Annotated in this window: 19 protein-coding genes; 12 read left to right on the top strand and 7 right to left on the bottom strand. The window is 35.4% G+C overall.

Annotation, left to right across the window (positions count from 1 at the left end):
- Positions 1 to 2,268, bottom strand: a complete 2,268-nt coding sequence (locus IQ05_RS14575) for a cation:proton antiporter (protein WP_144894189.1) — start codon at positions 2,266 to 2,268, stop codon at positions 1 to 3.
- A 196-nt stretch (positions 2,269 to 2,464) separates the two neighbouring features.
- Here IQ05_RS14575 and IQ05_RS14580 point away from each other — a divergent pair, with 196 nt between their 5' ends.
- The gene (locus IQ05_RS14580; RefSeq protein WP_144894191.1) at positions 2,465 to 4,882 is read left to right on the top strand and encodes an efflux RND transporter permease subunit; all 2,418 of its coding nucleotides are present in this window, start codon (positions 2,465 to 2,467) and stop codon (positions 4,880 to 4,882) included.
- Between the two features lie 32 nt (positions 4,883 to 4,914).
- Here IQ05_RS14580 and IQ05_RS14585 read toward each other — a convergent pair whose 3' ends face one another.
- Positions 4,915 to 5,373 (bottom strand): RNA methyltransferase, encoded by a 459-nt coding sequence (locus IQ05_RS14585; protein WP_144894193.1) that lies wholly within the window; start codon positions 5,371 to 5,373, stop codon positions 4,915 to 4,917.
- 282 nt (positions 5,374 to 5,655) lie between these two features.
- On the opposite strand from IQ05_RS14585, the gene asnS reads away from it, so the two are divergent.
- Complete coding sequence (gene asnS / locus IQ05_RS14590) at positions 5,656 to 7,101, top strand: asparagine--tRNA ligase (RefSeq protein WP_144894195.1); 1,446 nt, start codon at positions 5,656 to 5,658, stop codon at positions 7,099 to 7,101.
- Between the two features lie 117 nt (positions 7,102 to 7,218).
- On the top strand, positions 7,219 to 8,685 hold the full coding sequence (gene rpoN / locus IQ05_RS14595) for an RNA polymerase factor sigma-54 (RefSeq protein ID WP_144894197.1): 1,467 nt from the start codon (positions 7,219 to 7,221) through the stop codon (positions 8,683 to 8,685).
- An 80-nt stretch (positions 8,686 to 8,765) separates the two neighbouring features.
- Here the strand turns inward: rpoN and IQ05_RS14600 are convergent, their stop codons facing one another.
- Positions 8,766 to 9,359 (bottom strand): thymidine kinase, encoded by a 594-nt coding sequence (locus tag IQ05_RS14600; protein ID WP_144894199.1) that lies wholly within the window; start codon positions 9,357 to 9,359, stop codon positions 8,766 to 8,768.
- Between the two features lie 252 nt (positions 9,360 to 9,611).
- Here IQ05_RS14600 and IQ05_RS14605 point away from each other — a divergent pair, with 252 nt between their 5' ends.
- The 8 genes from IQ05_RS14605 (at position 9,612) to IQ05_RS14640 (ending at position 16,911) form a co-directional block, all read left to right on the top strand.
- Positions 9,612 to 10,649: a hypothetical protein gene (locus IQ05_RS14605; RefSeq protein ID WP_144894201.1), complete on the top strand. Its 1,038-nt coding sequence runs from the start codon at positions 9,612 to 9,614 to the stop codon at positions 10,647 to 10,649.
- Between the two features lie 69 nt (positions 10,650 to 10,718).
- Positions 10,719 to 11,441 carry a 16S rRNA (cytidine(1402)-2'-O)-methyltransferase gene (gene rsmI, locus IQ05_RS14610; protein WP_086454766.1) on the top strand — a complete coding sequence of 241 codons (723 nt, stop codon included), beginning with the start codon at positions 10,719 to 10,721 and terminating at the stop codon, positions 11,439 to 11,441.
- A complete protein-coding gene (locus IQ05_RS14615) occupies positions 11,434 to 12,486 on the top strand; it encodes a flavin monoamine oxidase family protein (RefSeq protein ID WP_144894202.1) in 1,053 nt (350 codons plus the stop codon). The genes rsmI and IQ05_RS14615 overlap by 8 nt, the downstream gene beginning before the upstream one ends.
- Positions 12,487 to 12,497: 11 nt before the next feature.
- Positions 12,498 to 12,842, top strand: coding sequence for a HopJ type III effector protein (locus IQ05_RS14620; protein WP_144894203.1), 345 nt, complete (start codon positions 12,498 to 12,500; stop codon positions 12,840 to 12,842).
- A gap of 66 nt (positions 12,843 to 12,908) precedes the next feature.
- Positions 12,909 to 14,615: a single-stranded-DNA-specific exonuclease RecJ gene (gene recJ / locus IQ05_RS14625; RefSeq protein ID WP_144894204.1), complete on the top strand. Its 1,707-nt coding sequence runs from the start codon at positions 12,909 to 12,911 to the stop codon at positions 14,613 to 14,615.
- Between the two features lie 5 nt (positions 14,616 to 14,620).
- Positions 14,621 to 15,892, top strand: coding sequence for an MFS transporter (locus IQ05_RS14630; RefSeq protein WP_144894205.1), 1,272 nt, complete (start codon positions 14,621 to 14,623; stop codon positions 15,890 to 15,892).
- A gap of 142 nt (positions 15,893 to 16,034) precedes the next feature.
- Entirely contained in the window at positions 16,035 to 16,391 is a 357-nt protein-coding gene (locus tag IQ05_RS14635) for a hypothetical protein (RefSeq protein ID WP_144894206.1), read from the top strand.
- 214 nt (positions 16,392 to 16,605) lie between these two features.
- Positions 16,606 to 16,911: a YbjQ family protein gene (locus IQ05_RS14640; RefSeq protein ID WP_144894207.1), complete on the top strand. Its 306-nt coding sequence runs from the start codon at positions 16,606 to 16,608 to the stop codon at positions 16,909 to 16,911.
- A 120-nt stretch (positions 16,912 to 17,031) separates the two neighbouring features.
- Here IQ05_RS14640 and frr read toward each other — a convergent pair whose 3' ends face one another.
- The 3 genes from frr to IQ05_RS14655 form a co-directional block, all read right to left on the bottom strand.
- Positions 17,032 to 17,595, bottom strand: a complete 564-nt coding sequence (frr, locus tag IQ05_RS14645; RefSeq protein ID WP_144894208.1) for a ribosome recycling factor — start codon at positions 17,593 to 17,595, stop codon at positions 17,032 to 17,034.
- Positions 17,596 to 17,667: 72 nt separating this feature from the next.
- Positions 17,668 to 18,375 (bottom strand): UMP kinase, encoded by a 708-nt coding sequence (pyrH, locus tag IQ05_RS14650; RefSeq protein WP_144894209.1) that lies wholly within the window; start codon positions 18,373 to 18,375, stop codon positions 17,668 to 17,670.
- Between the two features lie 67 nt (positions 18,376 to 18,442).
- Positions 18,443 to 19,222, bottom strand: a complete 780-nt coding sequence (locus tag IQ05_RS14655) for a patatin-like phospholipase family protein (protein ID WP_144894210.1) — start codon at positions 19,220 to 19,222, stop codon at positions 18,443 to 18,445.
- 107 nt (positions 19,223 to 19,329) lie between these two features.
- Here IQ05_RS14655 and IQ05_RS14660 point away from each other — a divergent pair, with 107 nt between their 5' ends.
- Entirely contained in the window at positions 19,330 to 19,944 is a 615-nt protein-coding gene (locus IQ05_RS14660; protein WP_144894211.1) for a thioredoxin family protein, read from the top strand.
- Between the two features lie 422 nt (positions 19,945 to 20,366).
- Here IQ05_RS14660 and IQ05_RS14665 read toward each other — a convergent pair.
- A partial coding sequence (locus IQ05_RS14665) for a transposase (RefSeq protein WP_144894212.1) occupies positions 20,367 to 20,669 on the bottom strand: 303 nt, incomplete at its 5' end.

Raw genomic sequence — 20,669 nt, forward strand, 5'->3', positions numbered from 1 at the left:
TTATTGCTTAACAATTAATACCGAAGGAACGCCACTCAACCAAGTACTTCTTGAATCTACAAGTGCTTTCCAGCTCTCAAGGCTAATAAGCATTAAATCTTGCTGATCTAAGAAATCTTTTTTAATGATTTTATCTGTTATTAAGCTTATGTTGTTCGGAAATTGTTGCTCTAGTGATTGGATGGCGCTATTCATCACAAAATTAGTATTTAATTTTCCATTGACATCTAAGAGTATAATTTTACAATTATTATTGTAAATTAATTTTTGTACATAGTCCATTAAAAAATAATCCTCAGAACTAAAAATGGGAATAAAAAGTTGGTTTACTTGTTGTAAATCTTTGTCAATAAGGATACCAATTGGCATTTTTGTTTTGGATAAGATTTGTCTTGTTCTTTCATCAAATGGTGAATTTTCAAACAAGCCTTCTTTACCAGTAAACTTATCTATTAAACGATCAGGGTTAATGATTCTGGTGGTAAACCCGATAACTTTCCCTAGGATAGTACCTTCAAAAATAGATTTTCCTAAACCTATCAGCAGTAAATCATAATCTCCTTGATTAGCAACATCAGCAATTTCAGTTTCAATATCTGTGGTGGCCTTGAAGATGGTCGTGATTTCTTGTTTTAGAATTTGAGATTCTTCAACCAAAGGGTGAAAACTGTTTTTTTCTTTGTCCTCTAAATTAAAACTATGTACTTCATCACTCAGAGACAGGTGCATAACGGTAACAGCGGTGTTTTTTTGTTTTTTTACCAAGCTATTTGCAATTCGAAGTAACGATTTTCCTTTTTCATTGTTCCCAAAAGAAATCAGTATACGGAACTTTGTGTCATCTGAAGATTCTACATGCTCACCGCCATCTTTTGTGTTGAAAATATAGTTGATTAAATCAAGTGCAGGTCCCGTCATAAAAGTAGTGACCAATGCCATAATTACCATCATTGTAAATATCTCAGGAGTAAGTACCTTGAGTTCTAGACCAATATTTAATACAATCAACTCCATCAATCCTCGGGTGTTCATCAAGGCGCCTATTGTAAAACTATCGCGCCAACTTTGACCCACAAATTTTGCTGCTAGTGCGCTGCCAAAAAACTTACCTACAACGGCTACAAGAATTATGAAACCCGTTATTTTCCATAAATAAGGGTCGTTTATAAGTCCTATTTCAGTTTTTAATCCAGTAAAAACAAAGAATAAAGGTAAGAGTAAAATTAGGGCAACATCTTCTACTTTTTCTATAAATATTGTTCTAAATTTAGGTACATCTGGCATGATGGCTCCTGCCATAAAAGCTCCAAAAAGAGCATGAATTCCAATTACTTCCGTTGCATAAGAGGATACAATTAATACCAAAAAAAAGATGGCTACAACAGGTTTTACAATACTGTCTTTGGTTCCATATAGATCACCAATTCTTTTTAAAAAAGGTTTAACGATATAGATCATCGCAGCAACATAAAGTACTGCAAGCATGATAATGTATAGTGAACTGACAAAGGTTCCCGCTTTTACAATTGCAATTACTACTGCTAAAATACACCAAGCAGTAATGTCATCTGCTGCAGCGCAGGTAATAACAATGGCTCCTAACTTAGTTTTATGTATGCCTCTTTCTTGCACAATTCGCGCCAGTACTGGAAAAGCAGTAATGCTCAGTGCAATACCCATGAACAAACTGAAAGACAAAAATTTCACTCCTTCTGGAGCAAATTGATTATACACAAAATAGGCGAGTCCTATACCTAGCGTAAACGGAATGATAATACTGGCGTGGCTGATAACAATGGCTTCGTTTGCTTTGTTTTTTAAAACTTTTAAATCCAGCTCCATACCTATTACAAACATAAAAAGGATAAGTCCTATCTGGCTTAAAAATTTTAAGTTTCCAAGAGAAGCAACAGGAAATAATGCTGCAGATACTTCAGGGAAATACAAACCTAATAAAGAGGGTCCCAAAACAATACCTGCAATAATTTCTCCAATTACTGAGGGTTGACCTATTTTTTTAAAAATCCAACCAAATATACGTGCAACCAGAATGATAGTTATGATTTGCGCTAATAATATGGCTAATGGATCCTGAAAATTATGAAGCATAGAGGCTATGAAATCTCCCCAAGATCCTTTGTCACTAATTGGGGATACAATTGTTTCATTAGCTTCGAGCGTTTTTCCTTTATTGATAATGAGATACATAAAAAAGAAAAACACACTGTTTACCATCAAATAAAAAATGGAGTTTTTATGCTTTTTCATAGGCTTAGGATACAAAATATTTTTTTAAAAGTAACAAAGATGATGAAACCAAATGTATAAATTTTACAGTTTAAAATTAATTAATTGTAAATATAAAAAACAGCACTTAAAATACTGTAAACACGCGAAAAACTTTTGTGTATAACTCATGATTTGTAGTCGATTTAATTACCTTTGCGCCCAATAAATAGGAAATATGATCAAGTGGTTTAGTTTGGGATTTTGGGAGTTAATTGCTCGTATTGTCCTTAGGAATAGAATTTTAATGCTGTCTATTATTGCTGTAATTACGGCTCTTTTAGCATTACAATGGAAGAATATTCATTTTACTTTTACTGAAGCAAATTTATTGCCTAATGACAATATTGTAAACGTTGAGTACGATGCTTTTTTAAATAAATTTGGAGAAGAAGGGAATCTTGTCATTATAGGTGTCAAAGATGATGCTATATTCACCCCAAAGGCATTCGCTTCTTGGTCTAGAATGATGAATTCTTTAAAAAATGATGCCGCTGTAGATCTTGTGGTATCTCTTAATGATTTAAAAAAGCTTCAAAAAAATGAATCCCTGGAAACCTTTGAGTTGGTTCCCTTTATTGACCAAAATAGAACTTTAGATCCTGCCTATTTACAATCCATTAAAAAGGAGCTTATCAATGATATGCCTTTCTATGAGGGTTTGCTATTTAATAAAAGATCAGGAAGTATTCGTTCTGCGGTATACATGGACAAGAAAATTGTAAACACAGCTGCTAGAAAAGATTTTATTTTAGAAAAACTAGTCCCTGCAGTTGAAGTTTTTGAGAAAGAAACCGGAATTGATTTGCGAGTTTCGGGGATGCCATACATCAGGACCTTGAATGCAAAAACCATTACGGATGAAATTAGCATTTTTATAGGAGCTTCTTTACTGGTTACTTCATTGCTTTTCTTTTTCTTTTTTAGAAGTTTTAGAGCCACTTTAATATCAATGATTATCGTAATAATTGGTGTGATGTGGTCTTTTGGGTTTTTAGGATTGTTGAATTATGAAATTACTGTTTTAACGGCTTTAGTTCCCTCATTAATCATCGTAATTGGAATACCGAATTGCATTTTCTTGACCAATAAGTACCATCAAGAATATAAAATTCACCATAATAAGGCTAAAGCATTACAACGTGTTACTACAAAGGTAGGAATGGCAACTTTAATGACTAATCTTACCACAGCCATAGGTTTTGCCACCTTTATTGCTTCAAACAATCAATTGTTATTAGAGTTTGGAGTGGTAACATCCATCAATATTATGGCGCTTTTCTTTTTGTGCATCATCGTAATTCCTATTTTTCATAGTTTTATTCCAGCGCCTCAGGAGCGTCACATTGAGCACTTGGATCGCAACTACGTTAAAGTTTTCATGGATTGGATTTTAAGAAATGTAAAATACAATCGATTTTCAATCTATGTAGTAGCTGTATCGTTATTAGTAGTGAGCATTATAGGGATATATGAAATGCGAATTTCGGGAAGTTTAATAGAGGACATGCCCAAGAAAGAAGCCTTTTTTGAAGATATTGTTTTCTTCGAAAAAGAGTTTGACGGAGTGATGCCGCTTGAAATTATGATTGATACCAAGCGCAAAAAAGGAGTGATGAAATTGTCTACCCTGAAGCGAATGGAGGAACTTGAGGAAGCTATTGATGAGGTTCCAGAATTGTCAAAGCCTATTTCGATTGTCAATTTGGTTAAATATTCAAAGCAAGCGTATTACAACGGAAATCCCGATTACTATGAATTGCCTAGCTCGCAGGAACAATCTTTTATTTTATCGTATGCTAAAAATTCGACTAAAAATTCGAAAGATAATGTGATGAAAAGCTATGTGGATGCAACCGGTCAATATGCCCGAATTACTACTTTCATGCGCGATGAAAGTGGCGATAAGATTGCTAAAATAGAAGCTGAAATTCGCAAGAAGGCAGACAAGATTTTCCCAGCCAATCAATATAAAGTAACCATTACTGGAAAAGCTTTGGTTTTCCAAAAAGGAACTGGTTACTTGCTAGATAATTTACTTTCGTCGCTAGCATTTGCTTTTTTGTTAACGGCGCTTTTAATTGCATTTATGTTCCGTTCGTTCAAGATGGTATTGGTTTCTATTATTCCAAATTTACTTCCGTTGATGCTTACCGCTGGATTGATGGGTTTTCTGGATATTCCATTAAAACCGTCAACGATATTGGTTTTTGGAATTGCATTTGGACTTTCAGTGGATGACACCGTCCGATTCTTATCGCAATATCGAGAGGAATTAAAGAAAAATAACTGGAAGATTCGCAAATCAGTGTACGCCACTTTTACGGATGCCGGCTTGAGTATGTTTTATACCTCTATTGTTTTGTTTTTTGGGTTTTCGGTATTTATGTTATCTAGTTTTGGAGGTACCATTGCACTAGGCGGATTGATTTCCTTAACATTATTGTTCGGAATGCTATCTAATTTAATGTTACTTCCTGCATTGGTGCTCACCTTAAATAAAACATTGGCAAACGAACAAGATTTTATTGAACCTAAAATTGACATCATTGAACCAAGTGATGCAGAAATTGACGAATTAGAACAAAAAAAATAAATTAAATCAGTACATGAATTTCACTTCATGCTTTACGATCTTGGTTTTGCAAGGCCACGGTCGTAAAGTACAATACTGCCTGCAACAGATACGTTCAAACTTTTCTCTGATTTGAATTTGACCAAATGATGGCATTTGGCCATAGCCGCCTTAGAGAGTCCGTTATCCTCAGCTCCTAATAAATAGACACAGCGTCTAGGGTGTTCGAATGTTTCTAAATCGGTAGCGCGTTCATCAAGTTCCACGCCTACTAACCGAGCGCCTTTGGGTAAGTTGTTGTAGAAATCTTCAAAATTTTCATAATGAAAATAGGGTAAAGATTTTACAGCATTGTGCGTATCACAAGCCTGTTTGGCATATCGATTCCCAATGGTGAAAATATAACTTGCACCTAGGTTTTGTGCGGTGCGCCACAATACACCAAGATTTTCAGGTGTTTTACCATTTTGGATGCCAATGCCGAAATACTCTGTTACAAAATTGTCGTTCATGGGGCAAAAGTACAAAGTGTTGTGCGGTTAGCCAAGTTTTTAAACAGCTTCAAAAAGAAGATACTTCGAATTATTAATCTAAAATATGTCCTGAAACTAGCTCCCTAGCCCCGATAGAAATGGAAATCCTTATTGTTGTTGCTTGCAAAAAACAATACGATTGTAATGAATAGCGGGAAATAGCTCCTGATTACCCAAATTGTTACAAGGACTTTTCAAACAAATCATTTATATTTGCAGTTCAGTCACGAGACAATTTTTAATATCAACAATTCACATAAAATGAGACATACAAAAGTTAAAGACTTACTAAACAGTACAACGACACTTCATGAAGTAAATGCAAAAGGATGGGTGAGAACTTTTAGAAACAATCAATTTATCGCGTTGAATGATGGTTCAACAATCAATAATATTCAATGCGTGGTGGATTTTGAAAATACGCCAGACGAAACTTTAAGAAGAATCACGACGGGTGCAGCGGTGTCTGTAACAGGAACTTTGGTAGAAAGCAAAGGAGCTGGTCAAAAATTTGAAATTCAGGTTACAAAATTGGAGATTTTAGGAGACTCTGATGCTGAGAAATTCCCAATGCAGCCAAAAAAACACTCGCTAGAGTTTTTGCGTGAAAATGCGCATTTACGCGTGCGTACTAATGCTTTTGGAGCTATTATGAGAGTACGCTCAGTACTATCATTTGCAGTTCATAGCTATTTTCAAGAGAAAGGTTTTGTGTATGTGAATACGCCTATTATCACAGGATCTGATGCTGAAGGTGCTGGTGAGATGTTTAAAGTAACTGCTTTGCCATTTGACGGAACACCAAGAACCGAGGACGGAAAAGTAAATTACAAAGAAGATTTCTTTGGGAAAGAAACCAACTTGACAGTTTCTGGACAATTAGAAGGAGAAACTTTTGCGATGGCTTTGGGTCAGATTTATACTTTCGGACCAACATTTAGAGCCGAAAACTCAAATACTTCTCGCCACCTTGCGGAGTTTTGGATGATTGAGCCAGAAGTGGCGTTCAATGATTTGAATGATAACATGGACTTAGCTGAAGATTTTATTCAGTACGTGATAAAATATGCATTGGACAAATGTCCGGAGGATTTGAAATTTTTAGAAGGCCGTTTGTTAGAAGAAGAAAAATCAAAACCACAGGCTGAACGCAGCGAAATGGCTTTGTTAGAAAAATTGAATTTTGTTTTAGAGAACAATTTCAAGCGCGTTTCGTATACGGAAGCTATCGATATTTTAAGAGATTCTACACCAAACAAAAAGAAAAAATTTAATTATATTATCAACGAATGGGGTGCTGATTTACAAAGTGAACACGAGCGTTACTTGGTGGAGAAACACTTTAAATGTCCGGTAATTTTGTTTGATTATCCAGCCAATATCAAAGCGTTTTACATGCGTTTGAATGACAATACAGAACCAGGAAAAGAAACCGTTCGCGCTATGGATATCCTTTTCCCTGGAATTGGAGAAATAGTAGGAGGATCTCAGCGTGAGGAGCGTTTTGATGTTTTAGTCGAAAAAATGAAAGCCTTAGGAATTGATGAAGAAGAATTGTGGTGGTATTTAGATACACGAAGATTCGGATCAGCAGTTCACTCTGGTTTTGGACTTGGGTTTGAAAGATTGGTGTTATTTGTAACAGGAATGACTAACATTCGTGACGTAATTCCTTTCCCAAGAACACCAATGAATGCGGAATTCTAAAAAAGTTTAAAGTCACAAAGGTTCAAAGTTTTAAAATAGAAATACAAAAAATAATTATAATTCATCAAAATACGTTACTTAGTAACTTTGTTACTCAGTAACTCAGTCCCTTTTTTTATGCTAAAGCAATTCTTAAATTTAAAATTATCACAAAAATTATCTCCACAGCAAATCCAGCTGATGAAGTTAATTCAATTGCCTACGCAAGCTTTTGAGCAACGTTTACTCGAAGAAATGAACGAGAATCCTGCACTGGAATCCGGTAAGGAAGAAGATGAATACGAAAAAGACGAGTTCGAAAACGAAGATTACGATGATTATGATGATGCTGAATCAGAGCGAATAGAAGCTGAAGATATCAATATAGATGAGTATTTAAGTAACGATGAAACGCCTGATTATAAAACACAAGCTAATAATTACAGCGACGATGATGATGAGCGTGAAACTCCTTTTGCAGCGCCAGTAAGTTTTCATCAAGATTTAATCAATCAGTTGAATACTTTTATCTTGAATGATGAGGAGCGCGAAATTGCTGAATTCCTAGTAGGAAGTATTGATGATATGGGATATATCCGCCGCAGTATAGCGGATATGGTTGATGATATGGCATTTACTCAGGGTATTTACACCGATGAAAAAATGGTCCAAAAAATGATGCATGTTATCCATGAACTAGAACCATCAGGTGTAGGTGCGCAAGATTTGCAAGAATGCCTCTTGTTGCAACTCAAGCACAAAACGCCAACAGAGTACGTGGAACTAGCCACTGATATCATCGAAAACCAGTTTGATGCCTTCACTAAAAAACATTACGATAAATTACTTCAAAAGTATGGTGTCTCTAATGAACAGCTTAAAAAAGCCATTCACGAAATTGAGAAACTGAATCCAAAGCCAGGCGGATCTTTTACCGGAAACAACAAAGTAACCGAAAATGTAGTTCCTGATTTTGCTATTAGAATTGTAGATGGTGAACTAGAATTGACTCTAAACGGTCGGAACGCACCATCGCTGCACGTTTCCAAAGACTATCAGGAAATGATGCAAACCTATAAGGATTCTCGTGATAAATCAGCGCAGCAGAAAGATGCAGTGCAGTTTATCAAACAAAAACTGGATTCAGCTAAATGGTTTATTGATGCCATCCGTCAGCGTCAGGAAACTTTATTTGTTACCATGAATGCGATTATGCATTACCAAGAAGAATTTTTTCTTGATGGTGATGAAACTAAGTTGAAACCGATGATTCTAAAAGACATTGCAGATATGGTGGGTCTTGATATTTCTACCATTTCACGTGTGGCCAATAGTAAATACGTAGAAACACCTTATGGAACTAAATTGATTAAAGAGTTTTTCTCAGAAGCCATGAAGAACGACCAAGGCGAGGATGTTTCGACATTAGAAATCAAGAAAATTCTACAAAACACCATTGAAGAAGAAGACAAGAAAAAACCACTTCCAGACGATCAATTAGCAGAAATCCTAAAAGAAAAAGGCTATCCTATTGCTAGAAGAACCATTGCAAAATACAGAGAGCAACTGGATATTCCTGTGGCAAGAATGAGGAAGAAAATGTAAAATTGCTGACTTAGAAATACTAAAAAAGGGAAATTTGTTGAAATACAAGTTTCCCTTTTTTTATAAAAGTATAATTCCCCTTATTTTTTATCTGCATCTTTCCGCATCGCATGATAATAGGCGGCACGGCTTAAAGGTTCGTATTCTTCGGTTTCACCTAGCATTACCAGCTTGTCATTATCGGTTTTTCTAAAACTGTAATTTGCAAGATTTCCAGTTCTGGTGCATACCGCATGTACTTTGGTTACATACTCTGCAGTAGCCATTAAGGCAGGCATAGGTCCAAAAGGATTTCCTTTAAAATCCATGTCTAACCCTGCAACAATAACCCGGATTCCTTGATTAGCAAGATCATTACAAATCTTTACAATTTCATCATCAAAAAACTGTGCTTCGTCAATACCCACAACATCACAACCTTGTGCCAGTATAGCGATATTTGCTGCTGCAGGAACGGGTGTAGAGCGGATTTCATTGGCATCATGAGACACTACCATTTCCTCGTCATAGCGTGTGTCTATTGATGGTTTGAAAATTTCTACTTTTTGCTTGGCAAACTGCGCTCTTTTCAAACGACGGATTAACTCTTCGGTTTTACCCGAAAACATTGAGCCACAAATGACTTCGATCCAACCAAATTGTTCTTTGTGATTTACTGTATTTTCGAGAAACATTTTGTTTTTTTCTGACTTAAAAAATGAATAGTTTTTATTACTTTGTAATAGAATTTTAGACTTAAAAATTTTATACTTTTACGTCGTTTCAAAAGTATACAATTTATATCAAATCCGGGATTCGGGAACACTTATTTCAAAAAAATAAAAGTATCAGATTTCTAGAAACAGGTTTTGAAACAATTCAACAAAGCGCCCAAAACAAATTACAAAACAATAAAAATCACCTAAAACGCTATAATGTCAACAGTTATGAAAAAGAAATTGGAAGCCGATTTGATCAGCATTGCACACCGAATATTACAGCTAAAAAATAAATCCGACATCAATCAATTGTATTTTGAGACCCAAAAACTGTATGAAAAACTTACTGTTTTACGCTTTGTGGAGGAGAATTTTGGGGATGTAAAACCTACTATTGGACTTGCTGCAATGACAGACCAAGTAGTTGAAGTTTTTGAAAAACTTGATACACCTATTGATAATGAAACTGTTGCAGTTGATAACGAAAATACAAGTACTGTTGAACCTACAGAAGATCTAGTTCCTGAGCCAGAAGTAAATCAAGAGGTTCCAGAAGAAGTAACACCAGTAGAAGAAGCGATACCAGTACTAGAAGAACCAGAACAAGAGCTAACAGTTGAGGAACAAGTTGTAGAAGTAGCTCCTGAAGAAACGAATACGGATTTAGAAGAAGAAATTATCGAAGAAATTCCAGATCCAGAGTCCTCAACCGATTTAGAAATAGAAGTAGAGCAGCCAGTAATTGAAGTAGAGTTTAAGCCAGCATTTGAACTTTCGCATGAGATAGAAACGGTTGAAGAAACTCCTAAAAAAGCAAATCAAGAACCTATTCAGATTTCTTTTCAGGATTTATTAGGAGGTGATTACCATGATACGCTTTTTGTAAAAAAACAAGCAGTTGAAAATACGCCTGCAATAGAGCGCCTTGAAATCGAGGAGGAAGTTGCTGTTGAACCTGACACAACGCCAGAGCCTGTTGCAGAAAGCACAAATGAAATACCAGCTGTAAAAGCAGTTTCATTAAACGATAAATTGGCCAAAGGAATAAACATCGATTTGAATGATCGTTTGGCATTTATCAAGCATCTTTTTGGGAACAGTAGCGAAGATTACAACAGAGTTTTAAGTCAGTTGAACTCTTTCAATACTTTTTATGAAACTCGCGATTTTGTTCTTGAAATGGTGAAACCGGATTATAACAATTGGGTTGGGAAACAAGATTACGAAGACCGTTTTATGGATATCATTGAAAAGAAATTCTTGTAAATCCATCTCCTTCTTGAGCAATCAATTTGAACAATTACAAGCAATTGCTTGTATGTAACCTCTATGACTATGTCAAAATTATATATCGTTCCTACACCAATCGGCAATCTCGAAGACATGACTTTTCGAGCCATTCGAATATTAAAAGAAGTCGACTTGATTCTTGCCGAAGATACGCGTACGAGCGGCAAATTGTTGAAGCATTTTGAAATTGGCACGCACATGTACAGCCATCACATGCACAACGAACATAAAACGGTTGAGAACCTTATTTCAAGATTGAAAGCGGGTGAAAACATCGCTTTGATTTCTGATGCGGGAACACCAGCCATCTCTGATCCTGGTTTTCTTTTGACGCGTGCTTGTATAGAAAACGGTGTTGAAGTAGAATGTTTACCTGGAGCTACGGCGTTTGTACCCGCTTTAGTAAACAGTGGTTTGCCCAATGATAAATTTATTTTTGAAGGTTTTATGCCTGATAAAAAAGGGCGTCAAACCCGTTATTTGGCTTTAGCCGAAGAAACTAGAACGATGATTTTATATGTCTCACCACATAAGTTAGTAAAAACTTTAGTAGAGTTTGGTACTTATTTTGGCGAAGACCGTCAAATTTGTGTTTCCAGAGAATTATCAAAATTACATGAAGAAAATGTGCGAGGTACTGTAAAAGAGGTAGCAGCGCATTTTGATAAAACAGCACCAAGAGGGGAAATCGTGGTTGTTGTTGCAGGAAAGCCTGTTACAAAAGAACCTAAAAAGAGTAAATTTTCAGGAGAGGAGTTACATGAGTAAGGATAAAGTAATCATTATTGGTGCTGGTTTGTGTGGCTTGTATACTGCTTATTTACTACAGCAAAAAGGATTTGAGGTTTTAGTTTTGGAAGCGAATGATCGAATAGGGGGACGCATAAAAACCGTTACTGCCTCAACTGGAGTTACTGTCGAAATGGGTGCGACTTGGTTTGGGAACCAACACCACAATCTCTTAACATTAGTTCACGAATTTAATATTCCCTATTTCAGACAGCATACTCAAGGTATTTCCTTATTTGAAACGATGTCGTTTGTACCACCGCAAAAGTTCGAAATCTCAGAGGCTGAAGAGCCTTCGTTTCGAATAGAAGGTGGAACCAAGGTATTGATAGAGCAACTCATCAGTAAAGTTGGCATCGAGCATATAAAAACACAAACTAAAGTTACCTCTATCAAAGAGCAAGGCAATCAATTGGTTGTGACCGACACCAATGGGAACAGCTACTTTGCTGACAAAGTTATCAGTACCGTTCCTCCTAATTTGGGCATTAACACCATAACTTTTGAACCTAATTTACCCGATAATTTAGTTCAAGTAGCCCAGAAAACGCATACTTGGATGGGCGAAAGTATTAAATTTGCGGTAGCCTATACAACTCCTTTTTGGAGGGAGCAAAATTACTCAGGAACGCTATTCAGCCAAGCAAGTATTATTCAGGAAATGTATGACCACACTTCTTTTGATCATAACGGTTTTGCTTTAAAAGGCTTTTTAAATGCGGGAACGTCTGTACTTTCTAAAGAGGAGCGCCAACAAAAAGTAATCACTCAATTGACAACTTTTTTTGGTCCCGAAGCAGCTCATTATGTTTCCTATAATGAAAAGGTATGGAGAGAAGAATCTCTAACATTTCATCCTTACGACCAACTTGTTTTAGCACATCAAAACAACGGCCACATGGTTTTTCAAAAACCACTTTTGAACGGAAAACTGTATCTATCCGGTTCAGAAACCGCTTTGCAACATCCAGGTTATATGGATGGCGCGGTAGCTGCCGCAAAAACTATCTCATCTCAATTTTAATATTTTTGATTATGACAATCAACACTTTTTTAGAAAAATTAAATACAACGCCAGAATCTATCGCATTTGCAGATACCATTGCAATTATTGAGCAACATTATGATTTTGAACCCACTGCGTTTGAGAATGGTACTCAGCACAATGCTGCTGGTGAAAACTCAGGATCTTGTAAAATATTTGCTTTTGCAGAAATGCAGGAACTAACACCTGAAGCAACTTTAGCTTGTTTTGGAGCATACTATTTTGAAGATGTTTTAGGAAATCCTGACGGGACTGATCATCAAAACATTCGCAATTTTATGAAAACGGGCTTGGACGGAATCGCTTTTTACGGCAGTGCTTTAACGTTGAAATAAAACAGCTAAACTACCCTTTCGATACTACTTCATTTCGAAATTTCAAATTTATAATATAACATCAATATGCGTTGGACTCTTAAACCAAATCCACCTGAGGAGACTGTGAAACATTTGGCGAAAGCCTTAAATGTAGAAGACTTTGTGGCGACTTTATTAGTGCAACGTGGCATCACCACTTTTGAGGAAGCTAGAGCTTTTTTTCGTCCAAGTTTAGACAATTTACATGATCCATTTTTGATGAAAGATATGGATAAAGCAGTGTCTCGTATTGAAACAGCGATAAAAAATGGTGAAAATATTCTAGTTTTTGGTGATTATGATGTAGATGGTACTACTGCTGTTTCGCTAGTATCCTCATATTTAAAATCCTTTTATCCCAATGTGGCTACTTATATTCCTGATCGTTATGATGAGGGTTATGGGGTATCATTTAAAGGTATTGATTTTGCTGATGACAATGAATTTACCTTAATTATTGCATTAGATTGTGGTATTAAATCCATAGATCATGTCAACTATGCTAAGGCAAAAAATATTGATTTTATCATTTGTGATCATCACAGACCAGGTGATTCTTTGCCTGATGCAGTTGCAATTTTGGATCCAAAACGTGACGATTGTACCTATCCCTATGACGAGTTGTGTGGTTGCGGAATAGGTTTTAAGCTCATTCAAGCGTTAGGCAGTAACCGAGAGCAAAGTATTACTGATTTGATTCCGTACTTGGATCTAGTAGCAGCAGCTATTGCGGCCGATATTGTTCCTATGACTGGTGAAAATAGAGTCTTGGCACATTTTGGCTTACAGGTTATCAACAGTGATCCCAGACCAGGAATTAAAGCAATTATTCATCAAATAAAAAAACAAACATTGGACATTACCGATGTAGTTTTTATCATTGCACCTAGAATTAATGCCGCAGGTCGAATTAAACATGGCAATCACGCTGTGGAATTGTTAACCGAATTTGATTTTGAACAAGCACAACAATTTGCCTCAGAAATCGAATCCTACAATGTGGAACGTAAAGATTTAGACAAATTAATTACCAAAGAAGCGTTACAACAAATTGAGAATAAAGGGGAACAAGAACGCTTTACTTCGGTTGTTTTTCAAGAAGATTGGCACAAAGGTGTGATTGGAATCGTTGCTTCTCGATTGATAGAAACCTATTATCGTCCGACACTTGTTTTTACTAAAAGTGGTGATAAGTACGCTGCTTCGGCTCGGTCTGTAAAAGGATTTGATGTGTATAATGCACTTGAATCTTGTGCTGAACATTTGGAACAATTTGGAGGTCACATGTATGCAGCAGGCATGACATTACTTCCAGAAAAATATCAGGAATTTAAAGATGCTTTCGAAAAAGAAGTTAAAAATACGATTCATCCTGATTTGTTGATACCAGAAATTGCTGTTGATGCCGAAATTAATTTTACGGATATTACGCCAAAACTTATTCGAATACTCAAACAATTTGAACCTTTTGGGCCACAAAATATGACTCCCATTTTTCTAACCGAAAACATTAAAGATACGGGCTATGGAAAAACAATGGGACAAGAAGACGATCATTTAAAACTTTTTGTAAAACAATCCCGAAGCCTCGGCACCGAAGGTTTGGCAGCTATTGGGTTTAATTTAGGAAACAAAATCGAATTAACTGCACATCAAAAACCTTTTCAAGCCGTTTATTGTATTGATGAAAATGAGTGGAACGGCAAAGTAAGTTTACAATTGCGTCTAAGAGACATTAAAGCACAAAATTAGAATCGATGAAACAAAATGATCCGTACTCCGCATTACGCTATAGAGAATTTAACATTTTTTTAGTACTCCGTTTTGCGATGGTTTTTGGCTGGTCTATGCAGTTTATCGTCATAGAATGGGAAGTTTATAGTTTGACTAAAAGTCCCTTATCATTAGGAATAATAGGTTTGATGGAGGTTATTCCAGCAGTAGGAATGGCCTTATTTGCGGGTCATATTGTAGATCAAAAGGAGAAAAAAGGATTGCTGTTTAAATGTATATTGGGTTTTGCAATCATCAGTTTGGGTTTGTTTTTATTGACGTGGCCTCCTTTTATAAAAGATTTTGCAACCCAAACCATTCTATATTCTATCTACTTTTGTGTGTTCTTAGGTGGATTAGTTCGTGCTTTTCTGGGACCAACCATATTCTCTCTTTTGGCCTTGATTGTTCCTAAAAAAGTGTATCCAAATGCGGCTACATGGAGCAGTTCCGTTTGGCAAATTAGTTCGGTTTTAGGGCCTGCAGTAGCGGGTTTCTCTATCAATTGGATTGGCGTTCATTGGTCTATGTGTATTGTTTTAGGCTGTTCGCTTTTTGCGTTACTGGCTTTGACTCAAATTGGAACCAAACCTATTTTGAACCCAAAAATTGGTGAGCCAATTATGGAAAGTCTCAAAGAAGGTGTAAAATTTGTGTTCAACAATAAGACCATTCTAGGTGCTTTGTCACTGGATATGATTGCAGTCCTCTTTGGTGGTGCTGTAGCTCTTTTACCAATTTTTGCGCAAGATATTTTAAAAGTAGGACCGCAGGGATTTGGTGTTTTGAGAGCTGCTCCCGCTGTTGGCGCTTTTTTAATGCTGATTATCTCAGCATACATTCCTTTTACAAAAAATGCGGGAATGAAATTATTGGTAGCCATTTTTGCATTTGGAATTTGCATCATTGTTTTTGGGCTATCCTCTATTTTTTGGTTGTCCGTTGCCGCGTTATTTTTAAGTGGTGTTTTTGATGGATTTTCTGTGGTGATTCGTCAAACCATTCTACAACTGAAAACTCCTGATCACATGCGCGGTCGTGTAGCGGCTGTAAATTCAATTTTTGTAGGTTCATCAAACGAATTAGGGGCTTTTGAAAGTGGCTTAACGGCTAAACTGATGGGCACTGTGAGTGCAGTGGTCTTTGGCGGAAGCATGACTTTAATTACTGTTCTTTTTACAGGTATCGTATCTCCAACTTTTAGAAAATTAGACCTGCAACAAGATGTTGAAGATCATGAAAAAAGCGAAGAATAATTTTTTTTGAAATGAGTACCTCATAGTCATTACTTAAAAGACGATTCCCATTATCATTCTCAAACTATTTTATGTCTTTTTTAGCTTTTATTATTTAGAATAAATATAAATAATACGTATTTTTGTGTCAAACGGAATACAGATGCAAGAAATAAAACAGATATATCGAAATAATTTAGGCAGCGCTTTTTACTGGAAAAAAGACAATGCAGTTCTATGGGACAAAGTCCAACTGATTTTTAGAGAAACGGGATTTTATTTTACCCCACAAGAATTGCAGCTATTTAAGTGCTGTATTGACGAGAGTTACATCCAAAATAACTGTTGCGCCTCTTGCGAACTAAAAAACAAATGCCATAAGTTTTTGTTGAAAACACCTTGTTCTCAAATTGATTTGGCCGTTTCTATGGAGGAATTAAATGCTGTTAAAGATTTAGTAGAAGGAACTTTGTTTAAAATAAAGTTAGAATATTATCTTTTTGGAGAGGGAATGAATTGAAGTTTGTTAATTAATTTCAATACTACTTTTAGACACAAAACTGAAGTAGTTTTATTGCAATGAAGCACTCCTTTTACAATTGTAACGTCATAAAATCTAAGTCAACTGTGGTATTATAGTTTTCCATTATAAATTAGAGCTTTATCAGATGGTATTGCGTAACAGGAGTATGAAATTGTAGTCTAATAAAGAAACTAACTTAAACCTTATAATTATGATTTTAACGACAACTAATTCTATTGAAGATTACAAAATATTAGAGTATAACGGCATAGTGTCTGGAAGCGCTGTCAACATGCAAAAGATGGCGATGACTTTCAACATGCAAAAATACTACGACGGAATAAGTGACAGCATCTTAGAGGTTAAAGAACATGCATTTACCAAATTAAGAGAAAATGCCGAGAAATTGAACGCTAATGCAGTAGTAGGCATTCAAGTAGATGTAGAATTAAAAAGCAGCGAAAATTTAATTGCCGTAATCATTACAGGAACGGCAGTAAGTGTTGTGAAACGCTAGGTTATTGCTTTTTTTCTAAACTAGTTTAGCATTAAATATATCGAATGATTGGTTAGTATAAACATATTAAAACCGACTTGTTGAAAAACAAGTCGGTTTTAATATGTTTGTAACGAAGGTTTACACCTTCATGATTTCGGCTTCTTTAACCACTAAAAGTTCATCTATTTTCTTGATATACGTATTAGTTAAGTTTTGTACTTCTTCTTCGGCACTTTTGCAAATGTCTTCTGAGGTACCGTCTTTTTCTAGTTTTTTGATGTCGGTATTGGCATCTTTACGCGCATTACGAATCCCTATTTTTGCATCCTCGGCCTCTGACTTTGCTTGTTTGGCTAAATCTCTACGACGATCTTCTGTCAAGGGAGGAACACTTATAATGATGACATCCCCATTGTTCATTGGGTTAAACCCAAGATTAGCAATCATAATTGCTTTTTCAATAGGGTGTAACATGTTTTTTTCAAAGGGTTGTAATGTAATAGTTCTAGCATCAGGAACACTGATTTTTGATACTTGAGATAATGGTGTTGCTGATCCGTAATAATCCACAAAAACACTTCCTAACATAGCAGGTGATGCTTTTCCGGCACGAATGTTTAAGAATTCTTTTTCTAAATGAGCAATAGATCCTATCATGGATTCTTGTGTACTATCTAATATAAAATCAATTTCTTCAGTCATAATTTTAGTTTTCAGTTTTCAGTCTCAGTGTACGGTTTTGCCATTGCAGCAGTTGTTCCTTGTGACTGTCTATTATATATTAACTACGGTTCCTATATTGTCTCCTTCGCAAATTTTGAGCAAGTTTCCTACTTTGTTCATGTCAAAAACTACAATAGGCAATTTATTTTCTTGACTTAGTGTAAAAGCCGTTGTGTCCATTACATTCAATCCTTTTTTCAATACATCTTCAAAAGAAATAAAATCAAATTTTATTGCCGAAGCATTTTTTTCTGGATCACAATCATAAACACCATCAACACGAGTTCCTTTTAGGATGACATCAGCGTTGATTTCAATTCCTCTTAAAACAGCAGCAGTATCTGTTGTGAAATACGGGTTTCCTGTTCCAGCTCCAAAAATTACAATTCTACCTTTTTCAAGGTGTCTGTCGGCTCTTCTCTTAATATAAGGCTCTGCAATGGATTCCATTTTTAAGGCCGTTTGCAAACGGGTTTTCATTCCTTTTTCTTCAAGAGCGCCTTGTAAGGCCATTCCGTTTATTACCGTTGCTAGCATTCCCATGTAGTCTCCTTGCACTCTGTCCATTCCTGCACTAGCACCAGCTACTCCTCTAAAAATGTTTCCACCACCTATTACAATGGCAATTTCTACTCCTTTGTTATGAATTTGCTTGATTTCATCAGCATATTCAGCGAGTCTTTTTGGGTCAATTCCGTATTGTAAGTCGCCCATTAAAGCTTCCCCACTTAATTTCAGTAGAATTCTTTTGTATTTCATGTGTGTGTTGCGTTGATTGGTGCAAATATAGAATTTTCTTTTTTTTTAATATAATCTTGATTGTAATTTATAAACTAAGTTTTTCAAAGGATTTTTTGGCAGCTTGGTAGCCAATATTAAATACTTGGTCCATCTTTATTTTACTGGTTTCAAAGGTGCTGTAAAGACATAAATCCTTAGGTTCAATTACCCAATCGCACATATTAAATTTATGAATGTTCGAGTTGGCCGAAAGGATGTCAAAGGCGCGTGTAGTTACTGCTTTAATAGAGCGTAAATCTTTAGCTTCAATTTTTTGAATGGGACTCACATAAATACCAATAATAGTTTCACATTGTCCTTGTAAAACATCTGTGGGGAAATGGTTGAGTATGCCACCATCACTATAAATATTACCATCAATTTCATATGGGGATAGAATACCTGGAAATGCTGATGAGGCTAATATGGCATCAACTATTTTTGTTTTTGGCCCAAAAATTTTAAGCTTTCCTCGCACCATATCTGTGGCTGTAATTTGTACTGGAATTTTCAGGTCTCCTATTGTGGCATCTTTAAAAATAGATTCAAAATAGATTCTAAAAGACTCTGAGTCTATCAATCCCGCTTTTTTAAAAGTTAAGTGTTTCCAATGAAAAAGATAAATAGATTTAAAAAATTCTAAAATTTCTTCGGGTGTTTTGCCCCAGGCATATAGTGCTCCCACAATAGAGCCTGCACTTGTTCCAGCTACTTGGCTGGGTTTTATTTTTTGCTCTTCCAGAAATTTTATTACACCTGCATGTGCTAAACCTTTTGAACCTCCTCCAGAAAGAACAAGTCCTATTGATTTTGTTTTAAGATCCATATTCGCTATTTGTGCTAAAATTACTCTTTTTTATAGAATGGAGAATGATATATATCAACTTTAAAAATCAATTTTTGTAGTAGCTTTGTAAAAACAAATCAAATATCATGAAAATTACTGTAGCTAAAGCCTTGTTTAACAGTCTTTCTTACGCTGAATATAGAAAAAAAATCATCGATTTATTGCATGAAAAAAAATCTACTGGACCCGTACAGTCTATAGATTTAACGCATTACAGTGAACTCAATGAAACCCGTATGAAGCGCCTTGATAAAACCATTGTGCTTACCGAAACTACAATTCAAGAGTTACAAGCGTTACAAGAAGAGTATATCTGGTTGGTTATTTCAGAGGGTTGGTGTGGCGATGCTGCTCAACTTTTACCCGTATATCATAAAATGGCCGAAGCAACGGACAAAATTGATTTAAAAATTGTACTTAGAGATGAAAACCTAGAGTTTATGGATTCTTTCTTAACAAATAAAGCACGTTCCATACCAATTCTAGTAATTATCAAAAAAGAAACAGGTGGTGTATTAGGGCATTGGGGGCCAAGACCACAAGCGGCAAAAGATCTAGTTTTGAATTATAAAAAAGAGTTTGGTGTTATTGACGAAAACTTAAAAACAAATTTACAACTCTGGTACCACCACGATAAGGGACTATCTACTCAAAACGAATTGATAAATTTAATGCGTGAACTTGATAAAAGTACCCTCTAGTTTAATGAAATCAACGTCTAGCGGGATACATTAAACGGATTTAAAAATTTTTTAATTTTTTTTAGTTTTAAATCAAAAAATAATCGTAACTTGCTCATTGCTAACCAAGTCTACTTTTTAGTTTGCTTTTTTTATAGGTGTTTGTCTGTTGTTTAACAATAAAAAAACATTATTATGAAAAAATTATTAGAAAGGGTTTATGATTACTTATCTTTTGCACTTTTTGGTGGAAAACATTTGCCTAATTATTAACTAATGACTGTGACCTTTAGTATAAGTTAGTTTAAAACTATAGGTCTTGAAAATGAAAACACATGATAAAACATAAAATGTATTTATCATGTGTTTTTTTTATTGTAAATAGTATTGTTTTCTAGAAAGTTTTCAACGGATCAATCCCAAAACCTGTGGGGAATGAAAAATTAAGCATAAATAGTTGTTAGCCTAAAAAGGAAGAATGCAACATTTTTAACGCCTCTAAATTGAGTTCTAAAAGCTTTTATTTTAGCATTGAACGACTCTGCAGATGCGTTTGTGCTTCTGTTATCAAAATAGTTTAGTATGGTTTGGTAATGATTTATTATAGATCTTGAGATTGTATTGAAAGACTTAAATCCAGATTGACTTACTTTTTCATGCCATTTAGCTAATCTTGAGAGTCCAATGATTTTATCTGTTGTTTTCTCAAATATATTTCTCAACTCTTGGGCTAAATTATATGTTTT

Origin of the sequence: Flavobacterium tiangeerense, from assembly GCF_007830355.1 — a bacterium.
Lineage (GTDB): Bacteria > Bacteroidota > Bacteroidia > Flavobacteriales > Flavobacteriaceae > Flavobacterium > Flavobacterium tiangeerense.

What these genes read in the sequence shown, in the direction of transcription:
- IQ05_RS14575 (WP_144894189.1), bottom strand. Translation starts at nt 2,268, where the DNA reads ATGAAAAAGCATAAAAACTCCATTTTTTATTTGATGGTAAACAGTGTG.
- IQ05_RS14580 (WP_144894191.1), top strand. Translation starts at nt 2,465, where the DNA reads ATGATCAAGTGGTTTAGTTTGGGATTTTGGGAGTTAATTGCTCGTATT.
- IQ05_RS14585 (WP_144894193.1), bottom strand. Translation starts at nt 5,373, where the DNA reads ATGAACGACAATTTTGTAACAGAGTATTTCGGCATTGGCATCCAAAAT.
- asnS (WP_144894195.1), top strand. Translation starts at nt 5,656, where the DNA reads ATGAGACATACAAAAGTTAAAGACTTACTAAACAGTACAACGACACTT.
- rpoN (WP_144894197.1), top strand. Translation starts at nt 7,219, where the DNA reads ATGCTAAAGCAATTCTTAAATTTAAAATTATCACAAAAATTATCTCCA.
- IQ05_RS14600 (WP_144894199.1), bottom strand. Translation starts at nt 9,359, where the DNA reads ATGTTTCTCGAAAATACAGTAAATCACAAAGAACAATTTGGTTGGATC.
- IQ05_RS14605 (WP_144894201.1), top strand. Translation starts at nt 9,612, where the DNA reads ATGAAAAAGAAATTGGAAGCCGATTTGATCAGCATTGCACACCGAATA.
- rsmI (WP_086454766.1), top strand. Translation starts at nt 10,719, where the DNA reads ATGTCAAAATTATATATCGTTCCTACACCAATCGGCAATCTCGAAGAC.
- IQ05_RS14615 (WP_144894202.1), top strand. Translation starts at nt 11,434, where the DNA reads ATGAGTAAGGATAAAGTAATCATTATTGGTGCTGGTTTGTGTGGCTTG.
- IQ05_RS14620 (WP_144894203.1), top strand. Translation starts at nt 12,498, where the DNA reads ATGACAATCAACACTTTTTTAGAAAAATTAAATACAACGCCAGAATCT.
- recJ (WP_144894204.1), top strand. Translation starts at nt 12,909, where the DNA reads ATGCGTTGGACTCTTAAACCAAATCCACCTGAGGAGACTGTGAAACAT.
- IQ05_RS14630 (WP_144894205.1), top strand. Translation starts at nt 14,621, where the DNA reads ATGAAACAAAATGATCCGTACTCCGCATTACGCTATAGAGAATTTAAC.
- IQ05_RS14635 (WP_144894206.1), top strand. Translation starts at nt 16,035, where the DNA reads ATGCAAGAAATAAAACAGATATATCGAAATAATTTAGGCAGCGCTTTT.
- IQ05_RS14640 (WP_144894207.1), top strand. Translation starts at nt 16,606, where the DNA reads ATGATTTTAACGACAACTAATTCTATTGAAGATTACAAAATATTAGAG.
- frr (WP_144894208.1), bottom strand. Translation starts at nt 17,595, where the DNA reads ATGACTGAAGAAATTGATTTTATATTAGATAGTACACAAGAATCCATG.
- pyrH (WP_144894209.1), bottom strand. Translation starts at nt 18,375, where the DNA reads ATGAAATACAAAAGAATTCTACTGAAATTAAGTGGGGAAGCTTTAATG.
- IQ05_RS14655 (WP_144894210.1), bottom strand. Translation starts at nt 19,222, where the DNA reads ATGGATCTTAAAACAAAATCAATAGGACTTGTTCTTTCTGGAGGAGGT.
- IQ05_RS14660 (WP_144894211.1), top strand. Translation starts at nt 19,330, where the DNA reads ATGAAAATTACTGTAGCTAAAGCCTTGTTTAACAGTCTTTCTTACGCT.